At 45.0% G+C, this 22563-nt stretch carries 17 protein-coding genes and 3 rRNA genes; 18 read left to right on the forward strand and 2 right to left on the reverse strand.

Annotated features, from left to right (window positions below; genetic code table 11):
• Positions 1 to 203: 203 nt before the first annotated feature.
• The 7 genes from MHI52_RS03260 (at position 204) to MHI52_RS03290 (ending at position 9543) form a co-directional block, all read left to right on the forward strand.
• Complete coding sequence (locus MHI52_RS03260) at positions 204 to 548, forward strand: DoxX family protein (RefSeq protein ID WP_036668601.1); 345 nt, start codon at positions 204 to 206, stop codon at positions 546 to 548.
• Between the two features lie 92 nt (positions 549 to 640).
• A complete protein-coding gene (locus tag MHI52_RS03265; protein WP_405158437.1) occupies positions 641 to 1066 on the forward strand; it encodes a MarR family winged helix-turn-helix transcriptional regulator in 426 nt (141 codons plus the stop codon).
• A 1106-nt stretch (positions 1067 to 2172) separates the two neighbouring features.
• The gene (locus tag MHI52_RS03270; protein WP_340983534.1) at positions 2173 to 3393 is read left to right on the forward strand and encodes a TraB/GumN family protein; all 1221 of its coding nucleotides are present in this window, start codon (positions 2173 to 2175) and stop codon (positions 3391 to 3393) included.
• Positions 3394 to 3931: 538 nt separating this feature from the next.
• A 16S ribosomal RNA gene (locus MHI52_RS03275) occupies positions 3932 to 5484 on the forward strand.
• A gap of 311 nt (positions 5485 to 5795) precedes the next feature.
• Positions 5796 to 8721: ribosomal RNA gene (locus MHI52_RS03280) — 23S ribosomal RNA — on the forward strand.
• Between the two features lie 78 nt (positions 8722 to 8799).
• Positions 8800 to 8916, forward strand: a 5S ribosomal RNA gene (gene rrf, locus MHI52_RS03285).
• The 16S, 23S and 5S rRNA genes sit together here, the layout of an rRNA operon.
• A 273-nt stretch (positions 8917 to 9189) precedes the next feature.
• On the forward strand, positions 9190 to 9543 hold the full coding sequence (locus tag MHI52_RS03290; RefSeq protein ID WP_405158438.1) for a FlxA-like family protein: 354 nt from the start codon (positions 9190 to 9192) through the stop codon (positions 9541 to 9543).
• Positions 9544 to 9696: 153 nt separating this feature from the next.
• Here the strand turns inward: MHI52_RS03290 and MHI52_RS03295 are convergent, their stop codons facing one another.
• Complete coding sequence (locus MHI52_RS03295; protein ID WP_405158439.1) at positions 9697 to 11052, reverse strand: MATE family efflux transporter; 1356 nt, start codon at positions 11050 to 11052, stop codon at positions 9697 to 9699.
• A 162-nt stretch (positions 11053 to 11214) separates the two neighbouring features.
• On the opposite strand from MHI52_RS03295, the gene MHI52_RS03300 reads away from it, so the two are divergent.
• From MHI52_RS03300 to MHI52_RS03350, 11 genes are all read left to right on the forward strand, one after another.
• Complete coding sequence (locus tag MHI52_RS03300) at positions 11215 to 11949, forward strand: class I SAM-dependent methyltransferase (RefSeq protein WP_405158440.1); 735 nt, start codon at positions 11215 to 11217, stop codon at positions 11947 to 11949.
• Between the two features lie 231 nt (positions 11950 to 12180).
• A complete protein-coding gene (locus tag MHI52_RS03305) occupies positions 12181 to 12759 on the forward strand; it encodes an RNA polymerase sigma factor (protein ID WP_405158441.1) in 579 nt (192 codons plus the stop codon).
• The gene (locus MHI52_RS03310) at positions 12756 to 14039 is read left to right on the forward strand and encodes a hypothetical protein (protein ID WP_405158442.1); all 1284 of its coding nucleotides are present in this window, start codon (positions 12756 to 12758) and stop codon (positions 14037 to 14039) included. Before MHI52_RS03305 ends, MHI52_RS03310 begins: the two co-directional genes overlap by 4 nt.
• 58 nt (positions 14040 to 14097) lie before the next feature.
• Positions 14098 to 14556 carry a DUF523 domain-containing protein gene (locus MHI52_RS03315; protein WP_405158443.1) on the forward strand — a complete coding sequence of 153 codons (459 nt, stop codon included), beginning with the start codon at positions 14098 to 14100 and terminating at the stop codon, positions 14554 to 14556.
• Positions 14557 to 14751: 195 nt separating this feature from the next.
• The gene (locus MHI52_RS03320; protein ID WP_405158444.1) at positions 14752 to 16497 is read left to right on the forward strand and encodes a methyl-accepting chemotaxis protein; all 1746 of its coding nucleotides are present in this window, start codon (positions 14752 to 14754) and stop codon (positions 16495 to 16497) included.
• A 211-nt stretch (positions 16498 to 16708) separates the two neighbouring features.
• The gene (locus tag MHI52_RS03325; protein WP_282319505.1) at positions 16709 to 17386 is read left to right on the forward strand and encodes an NAD(P)H-dependent oxidoreductase; all 678 of its coding nucleotides are present in this window, start codon (positions 16709 to 16711) and stop codon (positions 17384 to 17386) included.
• A gap of 161 nt (positions 17387 to 17547) precedes the next feature.
• Complete coding sequence (locus MHI52_RS03330) at positions 17548 to 17991, forward strand: MarR family transcriptional regulator (RefSeq protein ID WP_353957583.1); 444 nt, start codon at positions 17548 to 17550, stop codon at positions 17989 to 17991.
• Positions 17992 to 18157: 166 nt separating this feature from the next.
• Positions 18158 to 18739, forward strand: a complete 582-nt coding sequence (locus MHI52_RS03335; RefSeq protein ID WP_405158445.1) for an NAD(P)H-dependent oxidoreductase — start codon at positions 18158 to 18160, stop codon at positions 18737 to 18739.
• Positions 18740 to 18853: 114 nt separating this feature from the next.
• A complete protein-coding gene (locus tag MHI52_RS03340; protein WP_017690814.1) occupies positions 18854 to 19165 on the forward strand; it encodes a helix-turn-helix transcriptional regulator in 312 nt (103 codons plus the stop codon).
• A 159-nt stretch (positions 19166 to 19324) separates the two neighbouring features.
• Positions 19325 to 20359, forward strand: coding sequence for an LLM class flavin-dependent oxidoreductase (locus MHI52_RS03345; protein ID WP_017690813.1), 1035 nt, complete (start codon positions 19325 to 19327; stop codon positions 20357 to 20359).
• A gap of 308 nt (positions 20360 to 20667) precedes the next feature.
• Complete coding sequence (locus MHI52_RS03350; RefSeq protein WP_036614215.1) at positions 20668 to 21828, forward strand: AI-2E family transporter; 1161 nt, start codon at positions 20668 to 20670, stop codon at positions 21826 to 21828.
• A gap of 151 nt (positions 21829 to 21979) precedes the next feature.
• Here MHI52_RS03350 and MHI52_RS03355 read toward each other — a convergent pair whose 3' ends face one another.
• Positions 21980 to 22351, reverse strand: a complete 372-nt coding sequence (locus MHI52_RS03355) for a metalloregulator ArsR/SmtB family transcription factor (RefSeq protein ID WP_036614212.1) — start codon at positions 22349 to 22351, stop codon at positions 21980 to 21982.
• Between the last annotated feature and the right edge of the window lie 212 nt (positions 22352 to 22563).

Genomic DNA, 22563 nt, shown 5'->3' on the forward strand with positions numbered 1-22563 from the left:
TTATCCATGCTAGAAAATATTAACGATATGTGAAAAAGAAACCTTCCTTTGGAACGATAATCTAAGAAAAATTAAAAGGATATAAGAGGGCTATAATTTATAAAGCTTTATTTTAGGGTTGACAATATATATAATTTCAAACAAAATACATGCTATAGCATATATAAAATTCATATGCATAACTTTATGAAAGAGGGGTAGATATGTTCATTTTTATCACAGTTTTACAGGTTCTATTAGGTGGTTTTTTCCTTTTTACAGGAAGCAAAATTATTTCCGGTAAAATGGCCAATGAGTTTAAACGTTTTGGACTGCCATCGTTCTTTAATGTTTTGACTGGTTCGTTCGAAATTGTGGGGGCAGCTGGTATGATCGTTGGCATCTGGATGCCTGTCGCAGCAATTTTAGCTGGCTTGCTTCTAGCCGGAACAATGCTTGCTGGAGCGTTTACTTTAATAGTCTTAGCTAAAGATCCGATTCAGAAGGCCATTCCAGCACTCATTTTGTTCATACTTAGCTTGATTGTATCCATGTATCATTTTTTCTAAACGAAATTAACGAATTTTTGACGGATTTCATGTGTAACCTTTGAGAGATCGACTATATTTGATTTAAGAAAATGATAAATGAGGGTACTGCAATGGACTTATATAATATTACCGGCTTCTTGATCCATCGTACAGATGTCAAGCTTACAAACTATTTTACGAAACAATTAAAGCCCTACAAGGTGACACCGGAGCAGTGGAGCATTATCTCCTGTCTTGATATAGATAAAACTATGACTCAAAAAGAGCTGGCGGAGGCCATCGATCGGGATCAAACAACGGTAGTGAGAATGATACATTCTTTAGAACGCAAGGGCATGGTTAGACGTATTGTTCATGATCAAGATAAGCGCTCACATTATTTATATTTGTCCTCTAAAGGTCAAGAAGTTAAAGGAAAGCTGTTGTTAACAGTTAAAAACGCGCATGACTATGTTACACGAGGTTTGGAACACGATGAATTAAATCAGTTAAAAATGATATTAGATAAACTGTACCGAAATGTGCAAGAAGATTAGTTAGACTCTATACCAGAGGATGAATCATGACAACTACATGCCGAAGCACAAAATTTGTGAGATTCTTTCCGAATGAAGCAGCAAGAATAAGGATCCAGCTTCTACTTACTTTAGAAGGAGCTATCAGAAATATATGGTCGAATATCATCGTTCCCTGGATATTTAATTCCATCAATTCGATTATCCCAGCAATATTTTAGTTGTACTCAAGCTGATAGGAGCTGCTTGATGTTTTCCTGAACATATTACTAGAGAAAGAAGGGGAGGAAAGATCATTGGATTATGATTCTAACTGGTTTTGAGATAGCGGCAATTCGCATACGATTAAGTATTTATGTTTCTGTAGAAGAATAGAAGACGGAATGATTTTAATTTAAATGAATAAAGTATTCTAAAATGAGACTGTTATCTAATACTAGATAGTGGTCTTTTTGCTATGTATAATTAAGAAAAAATATCGCAAAAATCCGTATATATTAGCATGTATGAAGATGCAAAATGAGTTTTGCGCTTTTTCCTACTTATCATGAAAATATGTCCTGATAGATAAGCTTTATTGATGACTTTTTCTCACTAATTATGATAAGTGGTGTGCTGTGTCGGTGGTCATATTAAATCGAGTTCAGGAGAGGGTCGATGATCATGCAGCAGTTAAAAGGGTTCTATATACAGTTTTTGAGGGAACCTCTGTGGTTTAAAGCATTGATCGATCCTGACTACACTACTACTTTCAAATTGTATTTAGCAGTTCAGCCTTTTCACAGCAGGGCAACTACCAAAGCATCTCTAAATTAGCTATCACTATTTTCTTCGTCGCATTTGGAGTGAAGCTGTGGGGCAATCCGAAGGTTTCTATAGCCTTTTTTTTCCTAGCGCTGATAAGTATCTATTTATCATGGAATAGCTTTGGCTTTGCGAATATGTTGCATTGAACCTGTATGTTGGTTTCGTTTTTATTGTTTCTTATCTAATGAGAGTAATGAAGGGAGAAAGTGCGCTCCGTTTTGGAGTGGCACCAATTCCCATCTTTAACCGTAGTATCTAAGTATGTCTATTCTATTAAAAATTGGATTGGCAACTATATTCAATAAAGGAGATTACATAATATGAAGAATTGGAAACGCATGCTCTTATCTCTAACCATCTCAGTAGGTTTGCTTGCATCTGCAGTGCCAGCTATGGCTGCTCCACAAGGAACTTCCGTAAAGGTTAATGATCAAGCTGTGAAATATGCTACAGGAGCACCAATCCTGGAGAAAGGTACAACATTGGTTCCACTGCGGACTACGCTGGATGCTATGGATGTGAAGCTAACAACTGCGACAGATGATACGATCACAGCAGTGGTAGATGGCAAAACGATTACGCTTAAAAGCAAGCTTACGCGCATCAACGGTGTAACGTATGCGCCAATCCGCATCGTCGGTGATGCAGCGGGTTATGAAGTTCGCTGGGATGCTGCAACGCGCACCGTGCTGTTGGTATCCAAAGATGGAGCAACTGAAACTGCTCAAACCGGTGGACGTGGCTTCATGTGGGAAGTTGAAAGCAATGGCAACACGATCTATCTGGTAGGGTCCATGCATATTGCGGATGAGAGCTTCTATCCACTGCGTCCGGAGTTTGAAGAAGCCTTTGCGGAAGCTGACTATCTCGGGGTAGAGATTGATATTAGCAAAGCCGCTGATGAAGAGCAGCAAAAGCTGGTTCTAAGTCTGGGTTCGTATCAAGATGGAACAACACTGAAAGACCACATTTCCAGTGAAACGTATACTAAGCTGGGTGATGTATTGAAGAAAAATGGTCTGGAGTCTAACGCCTTGGATGCATTTAAGCCTTGGGTAGTAGAGAGCACACTTGCAAGTTTGAAGTCCACAACGGCAGGATACGAAGCGTCAGCAGGAGTGGATCTGTATTTCATCCAGAAAGCGATCGAGCGCAAACTTCCAGTTATTGAGTTGGAGAGTTATCAATCTCAACTTGGAATGTTTAACGACTTTTCCAAAGAAACACAAGAGGAAACACTGAAAGCGACAATCGAAAACTTCGACGTGTTGGATAACAGTGTGAAAGAAATGGCTGAGATGTGGAAAACGGGTAATGACGAGCAACTGCTTGAACTGACAAACAGCTTCTCCACTAACGAGGAATATAACAAAGCAATGCTGGTTGATCGTAACATTGGTATGGCGGACAAAATCGATGGTTACTTGAAAAACGGCAAAGGTGAGGAGTATTTCATTGTTGTTGGTGCGGCACACTACTTGGGCGATCATGGCATCGTGAAACTGCTTGAGGATAAAGGATATAAAGTAGAACGGAAATAAATATAGATTACTATAGAAGGTAACCCTTTCGTCTCGAATATGAGAGTTGAGAGGGTTGCCTTCTTATATATAGAAGAAAGACAGATTTAAATAAAGAAGATTAAGCTGCAGGATAATAAAATTGAACCTGAGAGTTCATGGTAGATTGAAGGTCCTTAATATGGTTAGATCGTGGATTTGATAAGTTTTGAAATTAACTCTTTACAAGTGTGTGTTCTACATGGTATATTCTATTTCCGGCCAAAAAAACACGAGATACACGGTGCGGCAAGCGATTGAAATAAGCTTCGAAAGAAACTTAAAAAAAGAGCTTGCAAAGTTGGTTCGGACATGATATTATATAAGAGTTGCTGAAGAGAACAACATTCGGTAACGAAATAAGTTTGATCTTTGAAAACTGAACAACGAGTGAGTAAACATTCTGCTTGCAGAATGAACGCGAAAGTTTGAAACAAGCCTTGGTTTGAATCGGCTGGAGCACAAATGAGATTTTTAATCTCGTCAGATTCAAAATGAGCTTATCGCTCTTTTCAATACTTTATTGGAGAGTTTGATCCTGGCTCAGGACGAACGCTGGCGGCATGCCTAATACATGCAAGTCGAGCGGACTTGAAGAGAAGCTTGCTTCTCGGATGGTTAGCGGCGGACGGGTGAGTAACACGTAGGCAACCTGCCCTCAAGTTTGGGACAACTACCGGAAACGGTAGCTAATACCGAATAATTGTTTTCTTCGCCTGAAGGGAACTGGAAAGACGGAGCAATCTGTCACTTGGGGATGGGCCTGCGGCGCATTAGCTAGTTGGTGAGGTAACGGCTCACCAAGGCGACGATGCGTAGCCGACCTGAGAGGGTGATCGGCCACACTGGGACTGAGACACGGCCCAGACTCCTACGGGAGGCAGCAGTAGGGAATCTTCCGCAATGGGCGAAAGCCTGACGGAGCAATGCCGCGTGAGTGATGAAGGTTTTCGGATCGTAAAGCTCTGTTGCCAGGGAAGAACGCTTGGGAGAGTAACTGCTCTCAAGGTGACGGTACCTGAGAAGAAAGCCCCGGCTAACTACGTGCCAGCAGCCGCGGTAATACGTAGGGGGCAAGCGTTGTCCGGAATTATTGGGCGTAAAGCGCGCGCAGGCGGTCATTTAAGTCTGGTGTTTAATCCCGGGGCTCAACCCCGGATCGCACTGGAAACTGGGTGACTTGAGTGCAGAAGAGGAGAGTGGAATTCCACGTGTAGCGGTGAAATGCGTAGATATGTGGAGGAACACCAGTGGCGAAGGCGACTCTCTGGGCTGTAACTGACGCTGAGGCGCGAAAGCGTGGGGAGCAAACAGGATTAGATACCCTGGTAGTCCACGCCGTAAACGATGAGTGCTAGGTGTTAGGGGTTTCGATACCCTTGGTGCCGAAGTTAACACATTAAGCACTCCGCCTGGGGAGTACGGTCGCAAGACTGAAACTCAAAGGAATTGACGGGGACCCGCACAAGCAGTGGAGTATGTGGTTTAATTCGAAGCAACGCGAAGAACCTTACCAGGTCTTGACATCCCTCTGATCGATGCAGAGATGTATCTTTCCTTCGGGACAGAGGAGACAGGTGGTGCATGGTTGTCGTCAGCTCGTGTCGTGAGATGTTGGGTTAAGTCCCGCAACGAGCGCAACCCTTATATTTAGTTGCCAGCATTTCGGATGGGCACTCTAGATAGACTGCCGGTGACAAACCGGAGGAAGGTGGGGATGACGTCAAATCATCATGCCCCTTATGACCTGGGCTACACACGTACTACAATGGCCGGTACAACGGGCTGCGAAATCGCGAGATGGAGCCAATCCCAACAAAGCCGGTCTCAGTTCGGATTGCAGGCTGCAACTCGCCTGCATGAAGTCGGAATTGCTAGTAATCGCGGATCAGCATGCCGCGGTGAATACGTTCCCGGGTCTTGTACACACCGCCCGTCACACCACGAGAGTTTATAACACCCGAAGTCGGTGGGGTAACCGCAAGGAGCCAGCCGCCGAAGGTGGGATAGATGATTGGGGTGAAGTCGTAACAAGGTAGCCGTATCGGAAGGTGCGGCTGGATCACCTCCTTTCTATGGAGAATCGTTTCCTGCAACGGAAACATTCAAATACGCAGCTTAGCTGCAAAACACTCACTCGTTGTTCGGTTTTGAGAGCTCAAACTCTCAAACAGCTTGCTTTTGCATGGAGCTTGTTCTTTGAAAACTAGATATCGAAACGAAACAAACGCGAATTAGAACATTCCTTTTTAGCTGAACTTGTGTTAAACAAGTTTCAATAAAAACGGTAGTCAAATTGCTTTTGTGAGGGTATCGGGTGAGAGCGACTTTTGGCTTTGCGCAAGCAAAACAAGGGAAGCGAGCGGCCGAAACCGGAACAAAATGGTTAAGCTACTAAGAGCACACGGAGGATGCCTAGGCGCTAGGAGCCGATGAAGGACGTGGCGAACAACGAAACTGCCTCGGGGAGCTGTAAGCAAGCTTTGATCCGGGGGTGTCCGAATGGGGAAACCCAGCTGGGGTAATTTCCAGTTACTCATAACTGAATACATAGGTTATGCAGAGGCATACCAGGGGAACTGAAACATCTAAGTACCCTGAGGAAGAGAAAACAATAGTGATTCCGTCAGTAGCGGCGAGCGAACGCGGAGAAGCCCAAACCAGAGAGCTTGCTCTTTGGGGTTGTGGGACGTCTCACATGGAGTTACAAAGGAACCGGTTAAGCGAAGAGGTCTGGAAAGGCCCGCCAAAGAAGGTAAAAGCCCTGTAGTTGAAAGTTGGTTCCCTCCGAGACGGATCCCGAGTAGTGCGGGGCACGTGAAACCCCGTATGAATCCGGCAGGACCATCTGCCAAGGCTAAATACTTCCTAGCGACCGATAGTGAAGCAGTACCGTGAGGGAAAGGTGAAAAGCACCCCGGAAGGGGAGTGAAATAGAACCTGAAACCGTGTGCTTACAAAAAGTCAGAGCCCGTTTTAGGGGTGATGGCGTGCCTTTTGTAGAATGAACCGGCGAGTTACGTTCCCGTGCAAGGTTAAGGTGAAGAGCCGGAGCCGCAGCGAAAGCGAGTCTGAATAGGGCGAATTAGTACGTGGACGTAGACCCGAAACCGGGTGATCTACCCCTGTCCAGGGTGAAGGTGCGGTAACACGCACTGGAGGCCCGAACCCACGCATGTTGAAAAATGCGGGGATGAGGTGGGGGTAGCGGAGAAATTCCAATCGAACTCGGAGATAGCTGGTTCTCCCCGAAATAGCTTTAGGGCTAGCCTCGGAAAACAGAGTCGTGGAGGTAGAGCACTGATTGGGTGCGGGGCCCGCAAGGGTTACCAAGCTCAGTCAAACTCCGAATGCCATAGACTTACTTCCGGGAGTCAGACAGTGAGTGCTAAGATCCATTGTCAAAAGGGAAACAGCCCAGACCATCAGCTAAGGTCCCCAAGTGTGTGTTAAGTGGGAAAGGATGTGGAGTTGCACAGACAACCAGGATGTTGGCTTAGAAGCAGCCATCATTGAAAGAGTGCGTAATAGCTCACTGGTCGAGTGACTCTGCGCCGAAAATGTAACGGGGCTAAACACACCACCGAAGCTATGGCTTGATGCTTTGCATCAGGGGTAGGGGAGCGTTGTATAAGGGTTGAAGGTGTACCGTAAGGAGCGCTGGACATTATACAAGTGAGAATGCCGGTATGAGTAACGAAAAGATCAGTGAGAATCTGATCCGCCGAAAGCCTAAGGGTTCCTGAGGAAGGCTCGTCCGCTCAGGGTAAGTCGGGACCTAAGGCGAGGCCGAAAGGCGTAGTCGAAGGACAACAGGTCGAAATTCCTGTACCACCGTAAGCCGTTATGAGCAATGGGGGGACGCAGTAGGGTAGTGACGCGGACTGATGGATGTCCGTCTAAGCAGTAAGGCTGATGTGTAGGCAAATCCGCACATTGTAAGGCTGAGCTGTGATGGGGAGCGAAAATTATAGTAGCGAAGGTCATGATCTCACACTGCCAAGAAAAGCCTCTAGCCAGGTGATGGTGCCCGTACCGCAAACCGACACAGGTAGGCGAGAAGAGTATTCTAAGGCGCGCGGAAGAACTCTCGTTAAGGAACTCGGCAAAATGACCCCGTAACTTCGGGAGAAGGGGTGCCCCGGTAGTGTGAATAGCACGAGGGGGCCGCAGTGAAAAGGCCCAAGCGACTGTTTAGCAAAAACACAGGTCTGTGCGAAGCCGTAAGGCGAAGTATACGGGCTGACGCCTGCCCGGTGCTGGAAGGTTAAGGGGAGTGGTTAGGAGCAATCCGAAGCTGTGAACCGAAGCCCCAGTAAACGGCGGCCGTAACTATAACGGTCCTAAGGTAGCGAAATTCCTTGTCAGGTAAATTCTGACCCGCACGAATGGCGTAACGACTTGGGCGCTGTCTCAACGAGAGATCCGGTGAAATTTTAATACCTGTGAAGATGCAGGTTACCCGCGACAAGACGGAAAGACCCCATGGAGCTTTACTGCAGCTTGATATTGAATTTGGGTACGATCTGTACAGGATAGGTGGGAGCCTTTGAAACGTGAGCGCCAGCTTGCGTGGAGGCAACGTTGGGATACCACCCTGATCGTATCTAGGTTCTAACCTGGTACCGTAATCCGGTGCGGGGACAGTGTCAGGTGGGCAGTTTGACTGGGGCGGTCGCCTCCTAAAGAGTAACGGAGGCGCCCAAAGGTTCCCTCAGAATGGTTGGAAATCATTCGAAGAGTGCAAAGGCATAAGGGAGCTTGACTGCGAGACCTACAAGTCGAGCAGGGACGAAAGTCGGGCTTAGTGATCCGGTGGTACCGCATGGAAGGGCCATCGCTCAACGGATAAAAGCTACCCTGGGGATAACAGGCTTATCTCCCCCAAGAGTCCACATCGACGGGGAGGTTTGGCACCTCGATGTCGGCTCATCGCATCCTGGGGCTGAAGTAGGTCCCAAGGGTTGGGCTGTTCGCCCATTAAAGCGGTACGCGAGCTGGGTTCAGAACGTCGTGAGACAGTTCGGTCCCTATCTGTCGTGGGCGTAGGAAATTTGAGAGGAGCTGTCCTTAGTACGAGAGGACCGGGATGGACGTACCGCTGGTGTACCAGTTGTTCCGCCAGGAGCACCGCTGGGTAGCTATGTACGGACGGGATAAACGCTGAAAGCATCTAAGCGTGAAGCCCCCCTCAAGATGAGATTTCCCAGTATGTAAGACCCCTTGAAGACGACGAGGTAGATAGGCTGGGGGTGGAAGTGCAGCAATGCATGGAGCTGACCAGTACTAATCGGTCGAGGGCTTATCCAATAGCAAGTTGTAAATCGCATGTTTCGTTTCGAATCTAGTTTTCAGAGAATGATCTCTGAATGTAAGCTAAGCTACGCGTTTGGTGGCGATGGCGGAGGGGTTCCACACGTACCCATCCCGAACACGACCGTTAAGCCCTCTAGCGCCGATGGTACTTGGACCGCAGGGTCCTGGGAGAGTAGGACGCCGCCAAGCAATCTAAAGACACACTTGATGATATCGAGTGTGTCTTTTTGTTTTACTATTTTTCAGCGGAAAACAACTAACTTTATAGATGAGACGAAAATAAGATCCTTCACTTATATTAAGACTTTCAATATTATTGATCAGACTATTAATGCTGGTAGGTATATTTCCATCTGTTCGACTTCTTATTCTTAGCTCCTTCAGCAACCTTTCAGTTGAATTTAACGTACGTTTCAGTGGGATAGGGTATAGTGAAGCTAAGTAAAGAGGGGGGAAATCATAATGAATATATCTTCTACAGCCAGCTCCACTACATCATACATATCGACATCTTCGAGTTCGGACAATTCAAGTAGCTTGGAGAAACAAAAGACGAAGCTTGAGACTCAACTGGAGAAAGTGCAATCCAGCAAGGATGATGAACAGACTAGGGAGACAAAGACCAAACAGCTTGAACAGCAAATCAAGCAGATTGAGGTAAAGATTGCACAGCAAAGCTCTCAAGGAGCTGGTACAACTGCTACGAAGGAGGTTCCACCTGCCCAACCACCATCCAATGGAATGGGAGTAGCTACCCCTAAGGAGATTGCGAACGCAACAACAGATAGTAATGGCCGATTTGATATACGCATCTAATGACATCTAATTAGGATAAAACAAAGCCCTGACCGATCTATATTGATCGTGCAGGGCTTTATTAATTTGTTTATTAGATTATTTATGAGGTCTACCTACAGTTTATCTACGTTCCATTGATCTTCTATCTGTTGCTGTTATTATCTGTTAACGTTACTCAGACTGCAACGCGTGTATTCGATCCGTAAGGGATCGTTTTCTATAGTACAGGGCTATGGTTGCGAGAACCAGCATTTCGGACAGCGGTACGGCAAGCCACACACCCGTGACACCAAAGAATGAAGGCAGGACTGCAATCAACGCAATCATGATGATCATTTCACGCGCAGCTGTAATCCAGATGGCCATTTTGGCATTACCAACAGATTGGAAATAGGTGCTCATGACAAAGTTAACACCCATAAACACATAGGCAAATGTAAATATACGTAATCCGTAAACGGCATTATCCGTTACGCCACTACTGAAGTTTCCAAAGATTTGCACGAAATAAGGTGCACCGATCTGAACAACAACCAGTAACAATAGACCGCATGCCAGAGCTGTTTTAGTGGCTAAACGTATCGTTTGTTGTACCCGTTTAATCTGATTGGCACCGTGATAATAGCTGATCAGAGGTTGGGCAGCGGATGCCAGACCCAGGAAAGCCAACAGTACAACACCATGAATATAGTTCAATACGGTAAAGGATGCTACACCATCCGTGCCCGCAATGCGGTCCATCGAGATGTTATGGGAGACAGAGAAGACCGACATGCCAAGTTCAGCCAGAAAGCTGGGGAAACCAATGAGTAGCAGGGAAGCCAGCAGTTTGTTGTTCCACTTGAACCGGGTGAACGTGAGATTATTTGTTTTTTTGAAAAAGTGAGTGAACAGAACAAGTAGCGCAAGAGACGCCGATACAATTGTACCGAGGGCCACACCGCGTACACCCCATTCGAGTACATACAATGTTATATAATTGATGATGATATTGGCTACAGCAAACGTAATCTGAGCGTACATCGACGTGTTGGGGTTCCCATCGTTTCGTACAAAGATAGAGAGTGCATTCTCAATGGTGAAAACGAACCCAAACAATAACATGATATTCATATAGTCTGAAGCAAACGGGAAGGTCTCGGCGTTCGCACCGAGGGAGTATACCAGTTTGTCTTTGAATGTAAATGCAACATATCCAATGGCTACCGTAACTAACATAATGAGCATAATGGATTTGGTGAAAATTTGTTTGGCTGAAGTGATATCTTTTCTACCCATAGCGTTGGAGTACAACGTTGCCCCGCCCATACCAATCCACAGCGACATGGCAACAAAGAGCGTGTAGACAGGTGAGGCAATGCCGATCCCGGCCATTGCGGTAGAACCCAGTTTGTGTCCAACCATAATGCCGTCGATAATAAAATTAAAAGCAACTACCAGCATCCCTAATACAGAAGGCACGAGGTAACTTATAAAAGCTTTACCTACAGATTGCCCTTCCAATGGATGCGTCCAATTCGTATTCATAATGACCTCCGTTAGTAAACTGAATGTTCATTCTGTATATAATAATACTGAACGTTCGTTCTGTATGATAACACGCCATGAATTCTCTTGGCAACTTTTGCGTTTAAATATTGTTTATGTGATAGAGTAGGTGGATATTTATAAGGCGGGAGGAATCTCTTGATGAAACAAAATAAATACGATGAAGCTGAATTTTTCGACAACTATAGTAAGATGGCTCGTTCCGTTCAAGGGCTGGATGCAGCCGGGGAGTGGCATGAACTGCAGACTCTTTTGCCTGATTTGAAGGACAAGCGTGTGCTGGATTTGGGATGTGGTTTTGGGTGGCACTGCCGGTATGCGCGAGAGCAACAAGCGAGTTCAGTGATCGGTGTGGATCTGTCTGAAAATATGCTTCAGCGTGCTCGTGAAATGACGGACGATCCGCAGATCGAGTACAAGCAGCTGGCGATTGAAGATATTGATTTTGCACCGGGACAATTCGATGTTGTGATCAGTTCACTTGCTTTGCATTATATTGAACGGTTAGACACGGTGTACGCTAAGATCAATGATTTTCTCGTAGAAGGGGGCACATTTGTACTATCTTCCGAACATCCCATCTTCACCGCTCGCGCTGCGCAGGATTGGCATTACGGACCCGAAGGTGAAATCCTGCACTGGCCCGTGGATGATTACCATGATGAAGGGAAACGTGTGGCGAACTTTCTGAATCAGGATGTGGTTAAATATCATCGCACACTGGCAACACATCTAAATGAACTCATTAAGGCAGGGTTTGCTATTCAAAAGGTGGCTGAATCCAAACCATCACCGGAGATGATTGAACAGGTTCCTGGCATGCGAGACGAAAATCGGAGACCGATGTTTCTGATGATTGTTGCGGTGAAAGTATAACGATGAAAATGATACGTTAGACCAGAGGGCAGAAAGAAACTGAGGAAGTGGAGCGTTCGCTTAAAAGCTTTCTGATAGAGATTTCTAACTAAGCAAACTTGAAGGAATCAGCGTGTTCAGCGATGTTGAACATGCTGTTTTTTTATTTTGCTACAATAAATAAGAAATAATGTCCAAAACAGGGAACCAAACCACATTAGACTCAGTCATATTAAGTGAGGTGAACAACAGTTGGATGATCAATTACTGGCACAGGCTCAGACCATAGACAATTACACACTTAGTAGCATAATGGATGACTACGGAAATGACGTGTGGAATTACGCTTATTTTCTGACCAAAAGTGCCGAACAGGCAGATGAATTGTCACAGGAGGTATTTATTCGGGCGTACTCAGGGATCGCTCATTATCGTGGAGATTGCTCACTGAAAACCTGGCTGTTGACGATTACTAGAAACACGACTTTTACATATCGAAAATCCAGATTTTTTCGTAACAGTCTGTGGGGAGAGACGTTACCCATTGAGACAGAGCATGGGGGTTCGAACCAAAGAGTCATGATTGCAGAGCAGCTTGCACATCCTTCGGCCGAGATGGAAGTGATGCGTAAGGAGCATATCCATGAAATCTGGGATATTGTTCTGGCGTTGCCAAAGAAGTTTCGGGAGATTCTTTTGCTGAATCTGAAATATGAGCTTACGACGAGTGAGATTGCTGAGATGTTGAAAATCAGCTTAGGCACAGTAAAATCCAGACTATCCCGAGGTAAGGAAAAGGTACGGAAACAATGGGAGGAGCGAAGCAAATGAGACACAAGGATGAGCAATGGGAAAAGGAAATCCGGAAGGGACCGTTTGCTTTGTCTCCTTTTACAGAGGATCACAAGCGAAAGGTGCTTCAACAGGTGGAGTGGATGAAGAAGTCGGAAGAGGAAAGCAAGGGAGATAGACCAGAGGAGAGTTCCAGGTTATCCAGGCTGTTTAGACTGCAAGTGAACAACGCGTCACACAAGCGTCGCCCTAGAAGAGGGCCTCTTGTTGCCGGCACGGGTTCGTTGGTTATTGCTGCTGGATTGTTCCTATGGATCTGGGATGATGGACAGCTGGTGAGACCCGTGATCGAGCAGGTCTATCCGACAGCAGCGTTACAGTTATCCGATGGTTTGAACATAAATCTGCTAACCGACAAAATGAAAAGAAATGTTGCGACTACGATGCGAGATGATCTGGGTAAACAGCTGAAGATTACGAAAGTGGAAGATTTGCCTGTGTCCGGCAGAATATATGTAGAGGCTGGAAATGAAAGTGAGAAGGAGTATGCACAGATATGGCTCGATGCGACAACAGGAAATCTGCGTGAAGTAGGAATGAGACGTGAGATGCAGCCAAGCGAGCTGGAACACCGTTATCTGCGTCAAGTTCCATCGCTTTTGCAAAGTATAGGCATTACTCCAACGCTTAAACCTGCATCAGTCCAACGTTTTGTGAGTATGAAGCAAGGGGAATTGGAGCCGATATCACATACGACATTAGCGTTAGAGAATGAGACTGGCGATGGTTATGGGGAGATTGTATGGCAGCAGGACAAGGCTGTCTCGATCACAGGCGACCTTAGACCTGATCAAGTATCCCAGGCAGCGCTGACGGATGCCAGAAACGCGATTGAGGCTCTGTCTGGTAAAGCCAATCTTGATCTGGTAAGAGCAAGCCGAAGCAAAGATGATGAACTCGGTAAGGATACAGTCTTTTTTTCCTTTAAAGATAACTACTTTGTACAGATGACCGAAGGAAAAGCGGGCATGGGTTATACGGTTGGGGATGCTAATCACTATGAGCAAGACTTTGCAGACTGGGAAGAAATAGAGGCTTATTATCAGGAACTATATAACATACAGGAGTCTCTTCTTAGAGGAGAAGTAGAACCTATAATTAAAAAAATATTTAAAATGGATCTTCAAGCGTATAAACTTCACCGTAATCCTGACCATCCAGGCATGGTCACATTTGAACTGGAGTCGAGCAAGGATGTTTTTCAGGTTGAATATAGGGAAGATGGACGGATCAAGATGATCACCAGAGGCGAGTTATAGGGCTGATCTTATATGTTACAATTTACTTCATATATGGAATGTGTATAAGGAGATAACGATGAAATATTTGGTGAGTTCATGTCTGGCAGGGGTAGCTTGCCGTTACAACGGAACAGCGAGTCTGGAAGAGAAGATTCAGGAGCTGGTGGAGCAGGAGCAGGCTAAGATGGTATGTCCGGAGCTGCTTGGCGGATTCTCCACTCCACGGGAACCGGCTGAAATTATCGGTGGCACGGGCAAGGACGTACTGGCAGGCACTGCAAAAGTGATCGAGAAAAGTGGCAAGGACGTCACAGAGTTGTATATTAAGGGAGCCTATCAGACGCTCGAATGGGCACGAGAATTGAATGTATCTTGTGTGGTACTAAAGGAGTTTAGTCCGTCCTGTGGTACACAGATGATCTATGATGGGAATTTTGCCAATCAAAAGGTAACTGGAGAAGGTGTCACCTCAGCATTGCTGCGACAAGAAGGATATACCGTCATTTCTGAAAATGAGTGGATGGAGCAACTATAGGTCGAACAGATATCGTTTCATATTCACAGAAAAGCCGCTGGATTATATCCTGGGGGCTTTTTTGTTGTCTCCCATTACTTTTCTCATCAAATGAATAAAGTCGATTTTCCTGAAATGCTAACAAACAATATGGATACATACGATATAGATATAAGATATATAAGGCTATCTACTATTTAAAGTGGGGGAATAATCATGTCAATTCAGTCTAAGCAAAAATATAAAAAAGGAAATAAACTCAAAAATATGAAATTAACAACAACGATGGTCATCATGACTGTAATTAGTCTAATCGGCTTGTTTACTGTTTTTCTGTTTGGGATTTTCGGAATGAACGAAGCAAAAACGGGACAAGGTATCCTCTACAATGACCGCTTCCAGCATCAAACCAATGTTCTTGAATTGAAAAGTAATTTCTATAATATGCGTGCCAATTATACAAAGGTTCTTGATAATGCAGAGTATACAGACAAACAGTACGATCAGGTTCAGAAAGGTAAGAAGAGTATCACGGATGGCTTGAATGAATTTTCAGCAAGAACATTGGATACCAAAGAAAAAGAGATATTTGCAGATTTGGCAACAAAGATGGATACATATTATCAGGATATTGAGCAAATCATGGATACCAAAAAGATGTCGGGCACCTACGATAGTGAAGAGAGAGGAAGAATTAACAAAAGCAGTACAGCGATTGTGGAGACGATCACCCTTTTGAGTGCGCATAACGAAGAAGAGTCAGCCAAGCTCTATGCGGATACACAGGAAGTAATTCAGCAACGAGCATTGGTGCTTGGTTCGGTTCTTTTGTTTTCACTTGCAGCACTCATTCTTATTTCATTTGTAGTGATTCGCAGTATACGTCAACGAATGAAAGCGATCACCCGTTATTGTGAAGAAATAACACAAGGCAACTTAACGGCATCCTTAGATCCGCATCTAACACAGGGAAATAATGAGATAAGTGTCATCGCACGAGCTATTCGTACAATGACCGATTCCACAACAAATGTCATTCGTGGTGTAGTTCAGGAATCTCATCATATCAACCAGGTTAGCGATCTTACCAACCAGAATATGGCTGGTCTGAATGAACGAATTCGTGAAGTATCAGCTACAGTTGAAGAGCTCTCGGCTGCAATGGAAGAGGCTTCAGCCCATACGGAAAATATGAATCATTCGGCTGCGGAGATGCAACAGGGAGCTGAATATATATCGGAACAGACATCTAAACAAGCAGAGTCCGCCTATGTGACCAGCACGAAGGCTGAAAAGTTGAAGCAGGAAGCCCGCGAATCGAGCCGAGCAGCCATAGACATGGTTGATCATACGAGTAAGAAGATGTCAGAAGCGCTGGAACGTGCAACAGCTGTAGATCAGATTGGTATATTATCTCAATCCATTTTGGATGTTACGGCGCAGACTAATCTGCTTGCACTCAATGCATCCATTGAAGCTGCAAGGGCTGGAGAAGCAGGTAGAGGTTTTGCGGTTGTTGCAAGCGAGATTCGAAAGTTGGCTGATGATTCCAGACAGGCTGCCGATCAAATTCAGCAGGTCACGGAAGAAGTTATGCAGTCTGTGACCAATCTGTCCTCGAATGCTAAAGAGTTGCTATCCTTTATGTTCAATCAGGTTGGCAAAGATTATAAATTATTGGAGGATACAGCTGAACAGTATTATGTCGATTCCCTTGATCATGCCAATGCAGTTAAAGATCTCAATGCAACCTCACAACAAGTGACTGCAAATATCAAAATACTAGTGGGCTCCATTCACGAAATTGCATCAGCCAGTGAACAATCAGCCGCATCCAGTCAGGAAATCGCAGGACACATGGTCGCTTCTGCTGCGCAATCTGTGGAAGTAGTTAAACAATCTGATCAAGTCAAGGATAGTGCATTAAATCTGAATAAGCTGGTTCAAGATTTCAAGATTTAAAAGAAAAGAGTCATAGATAATCCACTAGGGCCATGTATGTGCCCAGTGGATTATTGCTGTCTTTCATTCAATACTTACTTTTATAAACCAAGAAACAATAATGTGCGTACTTTTAATTTATACACATAGGTCCTAAACTAATACTTGAGATGAAACCACTTTAACATTATTGTTCAACATAAAAAAAATATATAAAAGGACGTGGAGCTCCATGGAAGTTACAGCAAAGTCAAAGACAAAGGAAGACATCTTAAAGGCGTATCATTTCCGGCATGCAACAAAGATATTTGATGATACCCGCAAAATCTCGGATGAGGATTTCCAATTTATATTGGAAACAGGCAGATTATCTCCAAGTTCCATTGGTCTTGAACCGTGGAAGTTTCTGATTGTACAAAATCCAAACCTGCGTAAGCGTCTGTCCGAAGTCTCTTCCGGCGCTCAAAAGCAATTGGCTACAGCAAGCCATTTTGTTGTTATTTTGGCCCGATCAGATGCCAGTTATAATTCTCCCTATGCGGAGTACATGTTGAAGGAAACAAAGGGAATGCCAAATAACGTATTTGAGCTAACAAGTGAGGCTTATGGAAAGTTTCAAAATAACCAGAAGATTCTGGATAATCCACGATCATTATTCGACTGGGCATCTAAACAAACATATATTGCACTTGGCAACATGATGACGGCGGCAGCTCAGATCGAGATTGATTCTTGTCCAATCGAAGGTTTCAGCCGTGAGGGCGTCCACCTTATTATGGAAGAAGAGGGCTTGCTGGAAAATGGCGCATGGGGCGTCTCTATGATGGCAGCCTTCGGTTATCGGGCAGAGGAGCCCCAGCGTGAGAAGTCCCGACAATCCGTTGAGAAAATCACGCAATGGATTAACTGAATTCAGCATGAATCCAACATGAATTCAAAAAACGATTAGCTAAGATCTAACATTATAGATCAGGATCAAAGTAGAATCGAAACAGCCCGATATTTTCCACATGTTAGCAGGATGGAAAGGGCTGGTTTTCTTTTTTATAAAAAGAACTTGAAAATACATAGATGTCTATGTATAATGAGGTCATGCCTAAATACAACGCAATTGCACTGATTGCAAGAATCAGAGACCATGTCAACAAACGGATTGTACACGAATTGGAACAGCATGAGGTAACAGGGATTGTTCCTTCTCATGGAGATGTATTGATGTTCTTGTACCGGGAAGAGACGCTGTCGATCAAGATGTTGGCTGAACGTGTTCAACGCACGCAACCAACGGTAACGGTACTGGTCAACAAGCTGGAGAAGCTTGGCTATGTTGAACGCAGCAAGAGTGCCGAAGATAGCCGAGTGACGATGATTCGCCTAACCGAACAGGGGAAGCGACTCGAACCGATCTTCCATCAGGTATCAGAGCAGATTAATGACATCATCTATAGTAGCTTGTCCGATGAACAGTCGGAGCAATTGGAGAGCTTGCTATCCATTATTGTCCGAAAGTTATAATGAATGAACTCTTCTGTCTGCAACCCTTCCAGATTTGACTGGGGTGGAGGCAGAGGAGACCAAATATTTTTTTAATCATATACATAGATATCTATGTATATGGAATGTATCAATGTAACCCCATTTTTGCAACCTAACTCAAACCAAACCTGGAGGGATTCACACCATGAAACATCTTATCGTATATGCTCACCCGCACAAAGACAGCTTGAATAACGCAATCCTCAATACTGCTGTAGAAGCTCTCGAAGCTCAAGGACATGAAGTGGTTGTTCGTGACTTGTACAAACTTGGATTCCAACCCGTACTGACTGAAGCTGACACAGCTTCCATGCGTGCAGGACAGACACCACAGGATATCGCAACAGAGCAACAGTTTGTTACGGATGCAGAAGTTATCACATTCATCTATCCGATCTGGTGGACAGGTCTTCCTGCCATTATGAAAGGATATGTTGACCGTGTATTCGCCTATGGTTTTGCATATGCAGCAGGTGAAGCGGGAATCGAGAAATTGCTGACAGGCAAAAAAGGACTCATCATCAACACACATGGTACACCAAGTGAAATTTATGATCAGATTGGCATGACTGCTGGACTGAAATTAACTTCAGACGTAGGTATCTTCGATTTTGTAGGTATAGAAGCCGTAGATCATCTGCTCTTTGGGAGTATTGGATACCTGGATGCACCCGCATATCAAGCGATGTTGGATCAGGTTAAACAGACGATTACAACCAACTTCTAATATGGAGGTTGAATCCAGTTACGGATTCCATATGGTACCAGACCGACTCGATCATGAGTCGGTTTGTTTGTTCATGTGTTTGCAAAATGGATGAAAGGGGGTATAATCGTACCCATGGAACCTATACTTATATTTAAAGCTTTATCAAACGAGACACGTAGACAAATCCTGTTGTGGCTCAAAAACCCGGAGCAACACTTCCCACCGCTGGAACTATCTCAGCATCCGGATGGTGGCAAGAACGGAATCTGTGTTGGCACGATTCAACTGAAGGCTGGACTGGCTCAGTCGGTTATATCCAGTTATCTGCTGACTATGCTCAAGGCAGGGTTGCTGCTCTCCGAGCGCAGAGGACAATGGACGTATTATCGGCGCAACGAGGAGACGATACGTCAGTTTGCCGAGTACGTACAGAACGAGTTATAAGCCGGATGCCGGAACGGAAGCTAGGATGCATATGCAGGCAGGGATTCCGTCCGGATGTAAACGGCTAGTTTATGAACACATCACCATATCCAGTTGTGATTTAATTAATCTATATATCTGGATATACAAAAATATAATCATCGAGGAGATTAAACGATAATGACTACAGAAAATACGGCTTCATCCCATAAAGAACATATTAATGACGTTAAGCTTTCCATCCTGGATCTGGCTCCCGTCGTTGTGGGTGCAACACCTGCTGATGCTTTGCGCAACAGTCTCGATCTGGCACAGCATGCAGAGCGTTGGGGATATCACCGTTACTGGGTAGCTGAACATCACAACATGCCGGGTATTGCTTCTTCCGCAACTTCGGTTGTTATTGGATATCTGGCTGGTGGAACCAAAACGATTCGTCTGGGTTCAGGAGGCATCATGTTGCCTAACCATGCACCGCTTGTCATCGCTGAGCAGTTTGGTACTCTGGAATCCCTTTATCCTGGCAGAATTGACCTGGGACTGGGTCGCGCACCAGGTAGTGACCGCCGTACATCGCTTGCACTACGTAAAGATCTGAACAGTGGGGAAGATTTCCCTGAGCTTTTGGCAGAACTCAGAGCATACTTTGATGCTTCGGCGACATCTTATCATGCGCCTGTTCGCGCAGTTCCTGGAGAAGGATTGAATATTCCAATTTACCTCCTGGGGTCCAGTGATTTCAGTGCACGTCTGGCAGGTCAGCTGGGATTGCCGTTTGCTTTTGCCAGCCACTTCTCGCCCGATTATACCCGGATCGCATTAGAGACGTATCGAAACAACTTCCAACCATCTGAAAGCTTGAAGGAGCCACATGTGATTGTTGGTGTTAACGCTGTTGTTGCAGATACAGACGAGGAAGCAGCATGGCTGGGTACAACGATGCAACAGCAGTTCCTGAACATTATTCGTGGCACAACGGGATTGGTACAGCCTCCGGCAGAGATGGAAGGCAAATGGACGGATCGTGAGAAAGCTGGTGTTGAGCAGACGCTGAAGGCAGCTGTTAATGGTTCACCAGAAACCGTACGTGGACAGTTGGAATCTTTCATTCGGCAGACACAGGCAGATGAGCTGATTATTACGTCGATGATCTATGATCATAAGGCACGTCTGCATTCCTATGAGTTAATCGCACAATTGGCGGGAAAAGCTTAATCTTTATTTTCAGCGTTAAAGCTGGCTTAATGGTAGGGTATAGCTACAAATTTACGGTTCGTCTCCCAGTGAGGCGAGCCGTTTTTGAATAGGGAGAATTTGCAAATGATTCGTGTGGGGCAGAAGACTCATTTTGGGGTAAAATGACTTTACCGGTTTAATTTGAAACGGTTAATCAGCACCATACGTATAAATCCAGAGTGTTATACATATGTTGGCTTGTACAAGGTATTTTTTTCGTGTGTGGGCATTTATTTAGCTTTATAGTTTAGTTTTGATTAAGGGTCATAAGAGAGGACGACACGCCTATGGAGCAACCTGAGCAACCCCGCGTTTGGCCGGAGCGGTTCAAGCGATTTTTTCTTAACAACAAATTTGTTCTATTTCTGCTGATTCTGCTGTTGGTGGGACTGAACGTGATGGTTCTGACCAAAGTATCCTTTGTTCTTCATCCGCTCGCAGTACTCATCAAAACCATTGTGCTACCTATTATTCTGTCAGGCATACTCTACTATCTGCTGAATCCGATTGTGGATGTGATGGAAAGGTGGAAAATCAAGCGCGGCTGGTCCATTCTGATCCTGTATCTTGCGATTGGAGGCATTCTGACAGTCGTAGTATTGGCGGTCATTCCGGTTGTGCGTAACCAGATTGTGGGGCTGATTGAAAATTTCCCAACCTACAGTGAGACGGTAAAACAGCAGTTTGAGGAGCTTACGGGCAGTAAATTGTTCGGTCAGTTCCAGGAAACGGTGAATCTGAATTCGCAGGACTGGTGGGGAACAATCTCCCAAAAGGCTACTGAAATTCTAAACTCGACCTGGACCAAATTGGGCGGATTCCTCGGAGCTTTCACTGAGACTGTGCTGTCTATCGTAACGGTTCCGTTCATTCTGTTCTATCTGCTGAAAGACGGCAAGAAGCTGCCAGCGAAAATTCTGTCTTTCCTGCCAATCAAGAGCCGTACGGGCGCAATGCATGTGCTGGAAGACATCAATCACCAGATCAGTTCATTCATTCGTGGACAGATTATCGTCAGCTTCTGCATCGGTATTCTGCTCTACATCGGTTATATGGTCATTGGTCTGGATTATGCATTGATTCTTGCCATTATCGCATCGTTCACAAGTGTTGTTCCGTATCTGGGACCTGCAATTGCGATTACACCAGCATTGATCGTGGCACTCGTCACTTCTCCGGTGATGCTGCTGAAAATGGTTGCCGTATGGACGATCGTACAGTTAATTGAAGGTAAATTCATCTCACCACAGATCATGGGTAAAACGCTGAAAATCCATCCTATCACGATTATCTTTGTCATTCTGACTTCGGGTAATCTGTTTGGAGTCGTGGGCATTCTGCTCGCTGTTCCAGGATACGCGGTGCTGAAAGTATGTGTATCACATATCTTTAACTGGTTTAAGGATAGATCGGGCCTGTACGACCCGAACAAGAACAATCTTTTATAACCGAAGTGGCAAGCTCCAAGAGATAGTTAACCAGAAGATTTAGTCACTTTGTATCCTGTATAAAACGGTACCCTTACCAAGAAGAACCCCCGTCCATCGGCATACAGCCGAGAGGCGGGGGTTCTTCTGCATAAACAAGCTTGGCTGCTGCCTAGCTGTGTTTAATATGTTGGAGCGTTTGCAGGAAAATCTGCTCAATATGAGCATCATCCAGAGAGTAGTACACGGTCTTGCCTTCCTTGCGCCGCTTGACGATCCGCATGTTGCGGAGTGAACGCAGCTGGTGTGAAATGGCCGACTGTCCCATGTCGAGCAGAACCGTCAGGTCATGAACACATAATTCCTTCTGTAACAGCGCATCAATAATACGTAGACGTGTGGGGTCGCTGAATGCCTTGAACCAATCTGCCATCTCGGAAGACGTCTCCCGATCTATGAGTGAAGTGCGAATCGTCTGCACGTCAGCTTCAGTACCTGAGCAGGCTGCATCACATTCGCTTGGTGCTTTAACCGGTTGTTCCATTTCCTATCACCGCCTATGTTAACAACTATAGCTCTATTATATCCAAAACCCGCCTAAAGCGAAATGATTACTATTAGCATAATCTGTATGAAAAATCAACAACGATTGTTGACACTCATGTTTAGGCGTGCATATAATAGGGGTAACCAAACATATGAATGAGTGCTCATATATTGAATACAATTGAAATATAACATCGTTTTTGTACTGCA

It is taken from the genome of Paenibacillus sp. FSL H8-0283, from assembly GCF_045040675.1.
Lineage (GTDB): Bacteria > Bacillota > Bacilli > Paenibacillales > Paenibacillaceae > Paenibacillus > Paenibacillus amylolyticus.

Excerpts from the sequence above, each read along its gene's own strand:
- MHI52_RS03260 (WP_036668601.1), top strand. The coding sequence starts at position 204 with ATGTTCATTTTTATCACAGTTTTACAGGTTCTATTAGGTGGTTTTTTC.
- MHI52_RS03265 (WP_405158437.1), top strand. The coding sequence starts at position 641 with ATGGACTTATATAATATTACCGGCTTCTTGATCCATCGTACAGATGTC.
- MHI52_RS03270 (WP_340983534.1), top strand. The coding sequence starts at position 2,173 with ATGAAGAATTGGAAACGCATGCTCTTATCTCTAACCATCTCAGTAGGT.
- MHI52_RS03290 (WP_405158438.1), top strand. The coding sequence starts at position 9,190 with ATGAATATATCTTCTACAGCCAGCTCCACTACATCATACATATCGACA.
- MHI52_RS03295 (WP_405158439.1), bottom strand. The coding sequence starts at position 11,052 with ATGAATACGAATTGGACGCATCCATTGGAAGGGCAATCTGTAGGTAAA.
- MHI52_RS03300 (WP_405158440.1), top strand. The coding sequence starts at position 11,215 with ATGAAACAAAATAAATACGATGAAGCTGAATTTTTCGACAACTATAGT.
- MHI52_RS03310 (WP_405158442.1), top strand. The coding sequence starts at position 12,756 with ATGAGACACAAGGATGAGCAATGGGAAAAGGAAATCCGGAAGGGACCG.
- MHI52_RS03315 (WP_405158443.1), top strand. The coding sequence starts at position 14,098 with ATGAAATATTTGGTGAGTTCATGTCTGGCAGGGGTAGCTTGCCGTTAC.
- MHI52_RS03320 (WP_405158444.1), top strand. The coding sequence starts at position 14,752 with ATGTCAATTCAGTCTAAGCAAAAATATAAAAAAGGAAATAAACTCAAA.
- MHI52_RS03325 (WP_282319505.1), top strand. The coding sequence starts at position 16,709 with ATGGAAGTTACAGCAAAGTCAAAGACAAAGGAAGACATCTTAAAGGCG.
- MHI52_RS03330 (WP_353957583.1), top strand. The coding sequence starts at position 17,548 with ATGTCTATGTATAATGAGGTCATGCCTAAATACAACGCAATTGCACTG.
- MHI52_RS03335 (WP_405158445.1), top strand. The coding sequence starts at position 18,158 with ATGAAACATCTTATCGTATATGCTCACCCGCACAAAGACAGCTTGAAT.
- MHI52_RS03340 (WP_017690814.1), top strand. The coding sequence starts at position 18,854 with ATGGAACCTATACTTATATTTAAAGCTTTATCAAACGAGACACGTAGA.
- MHI52_RS03345 (WP_017690813.1), top strand. The coding sequence starts at position 19,325 with ATGACTACAGAAAATACGGCTTCATCCCATAAAGAACATATTAATGAC.
- MHI52_RS03350 (WP_036614215.1), top strand. The coding sequence starts at position 20,668 with ATGGAGCAACCTGAGCAACCCCGCGTTTGGCCGGAGCGGTTCAAGCGA.
- MHI52_RS03355 (WP_036614212.1), bottom strand. The coding sequence starts at position 22,351 with ATGGAACAACCGGTTAAAGCACCAAGCGAATGTGATGCAGCCTGCTCA.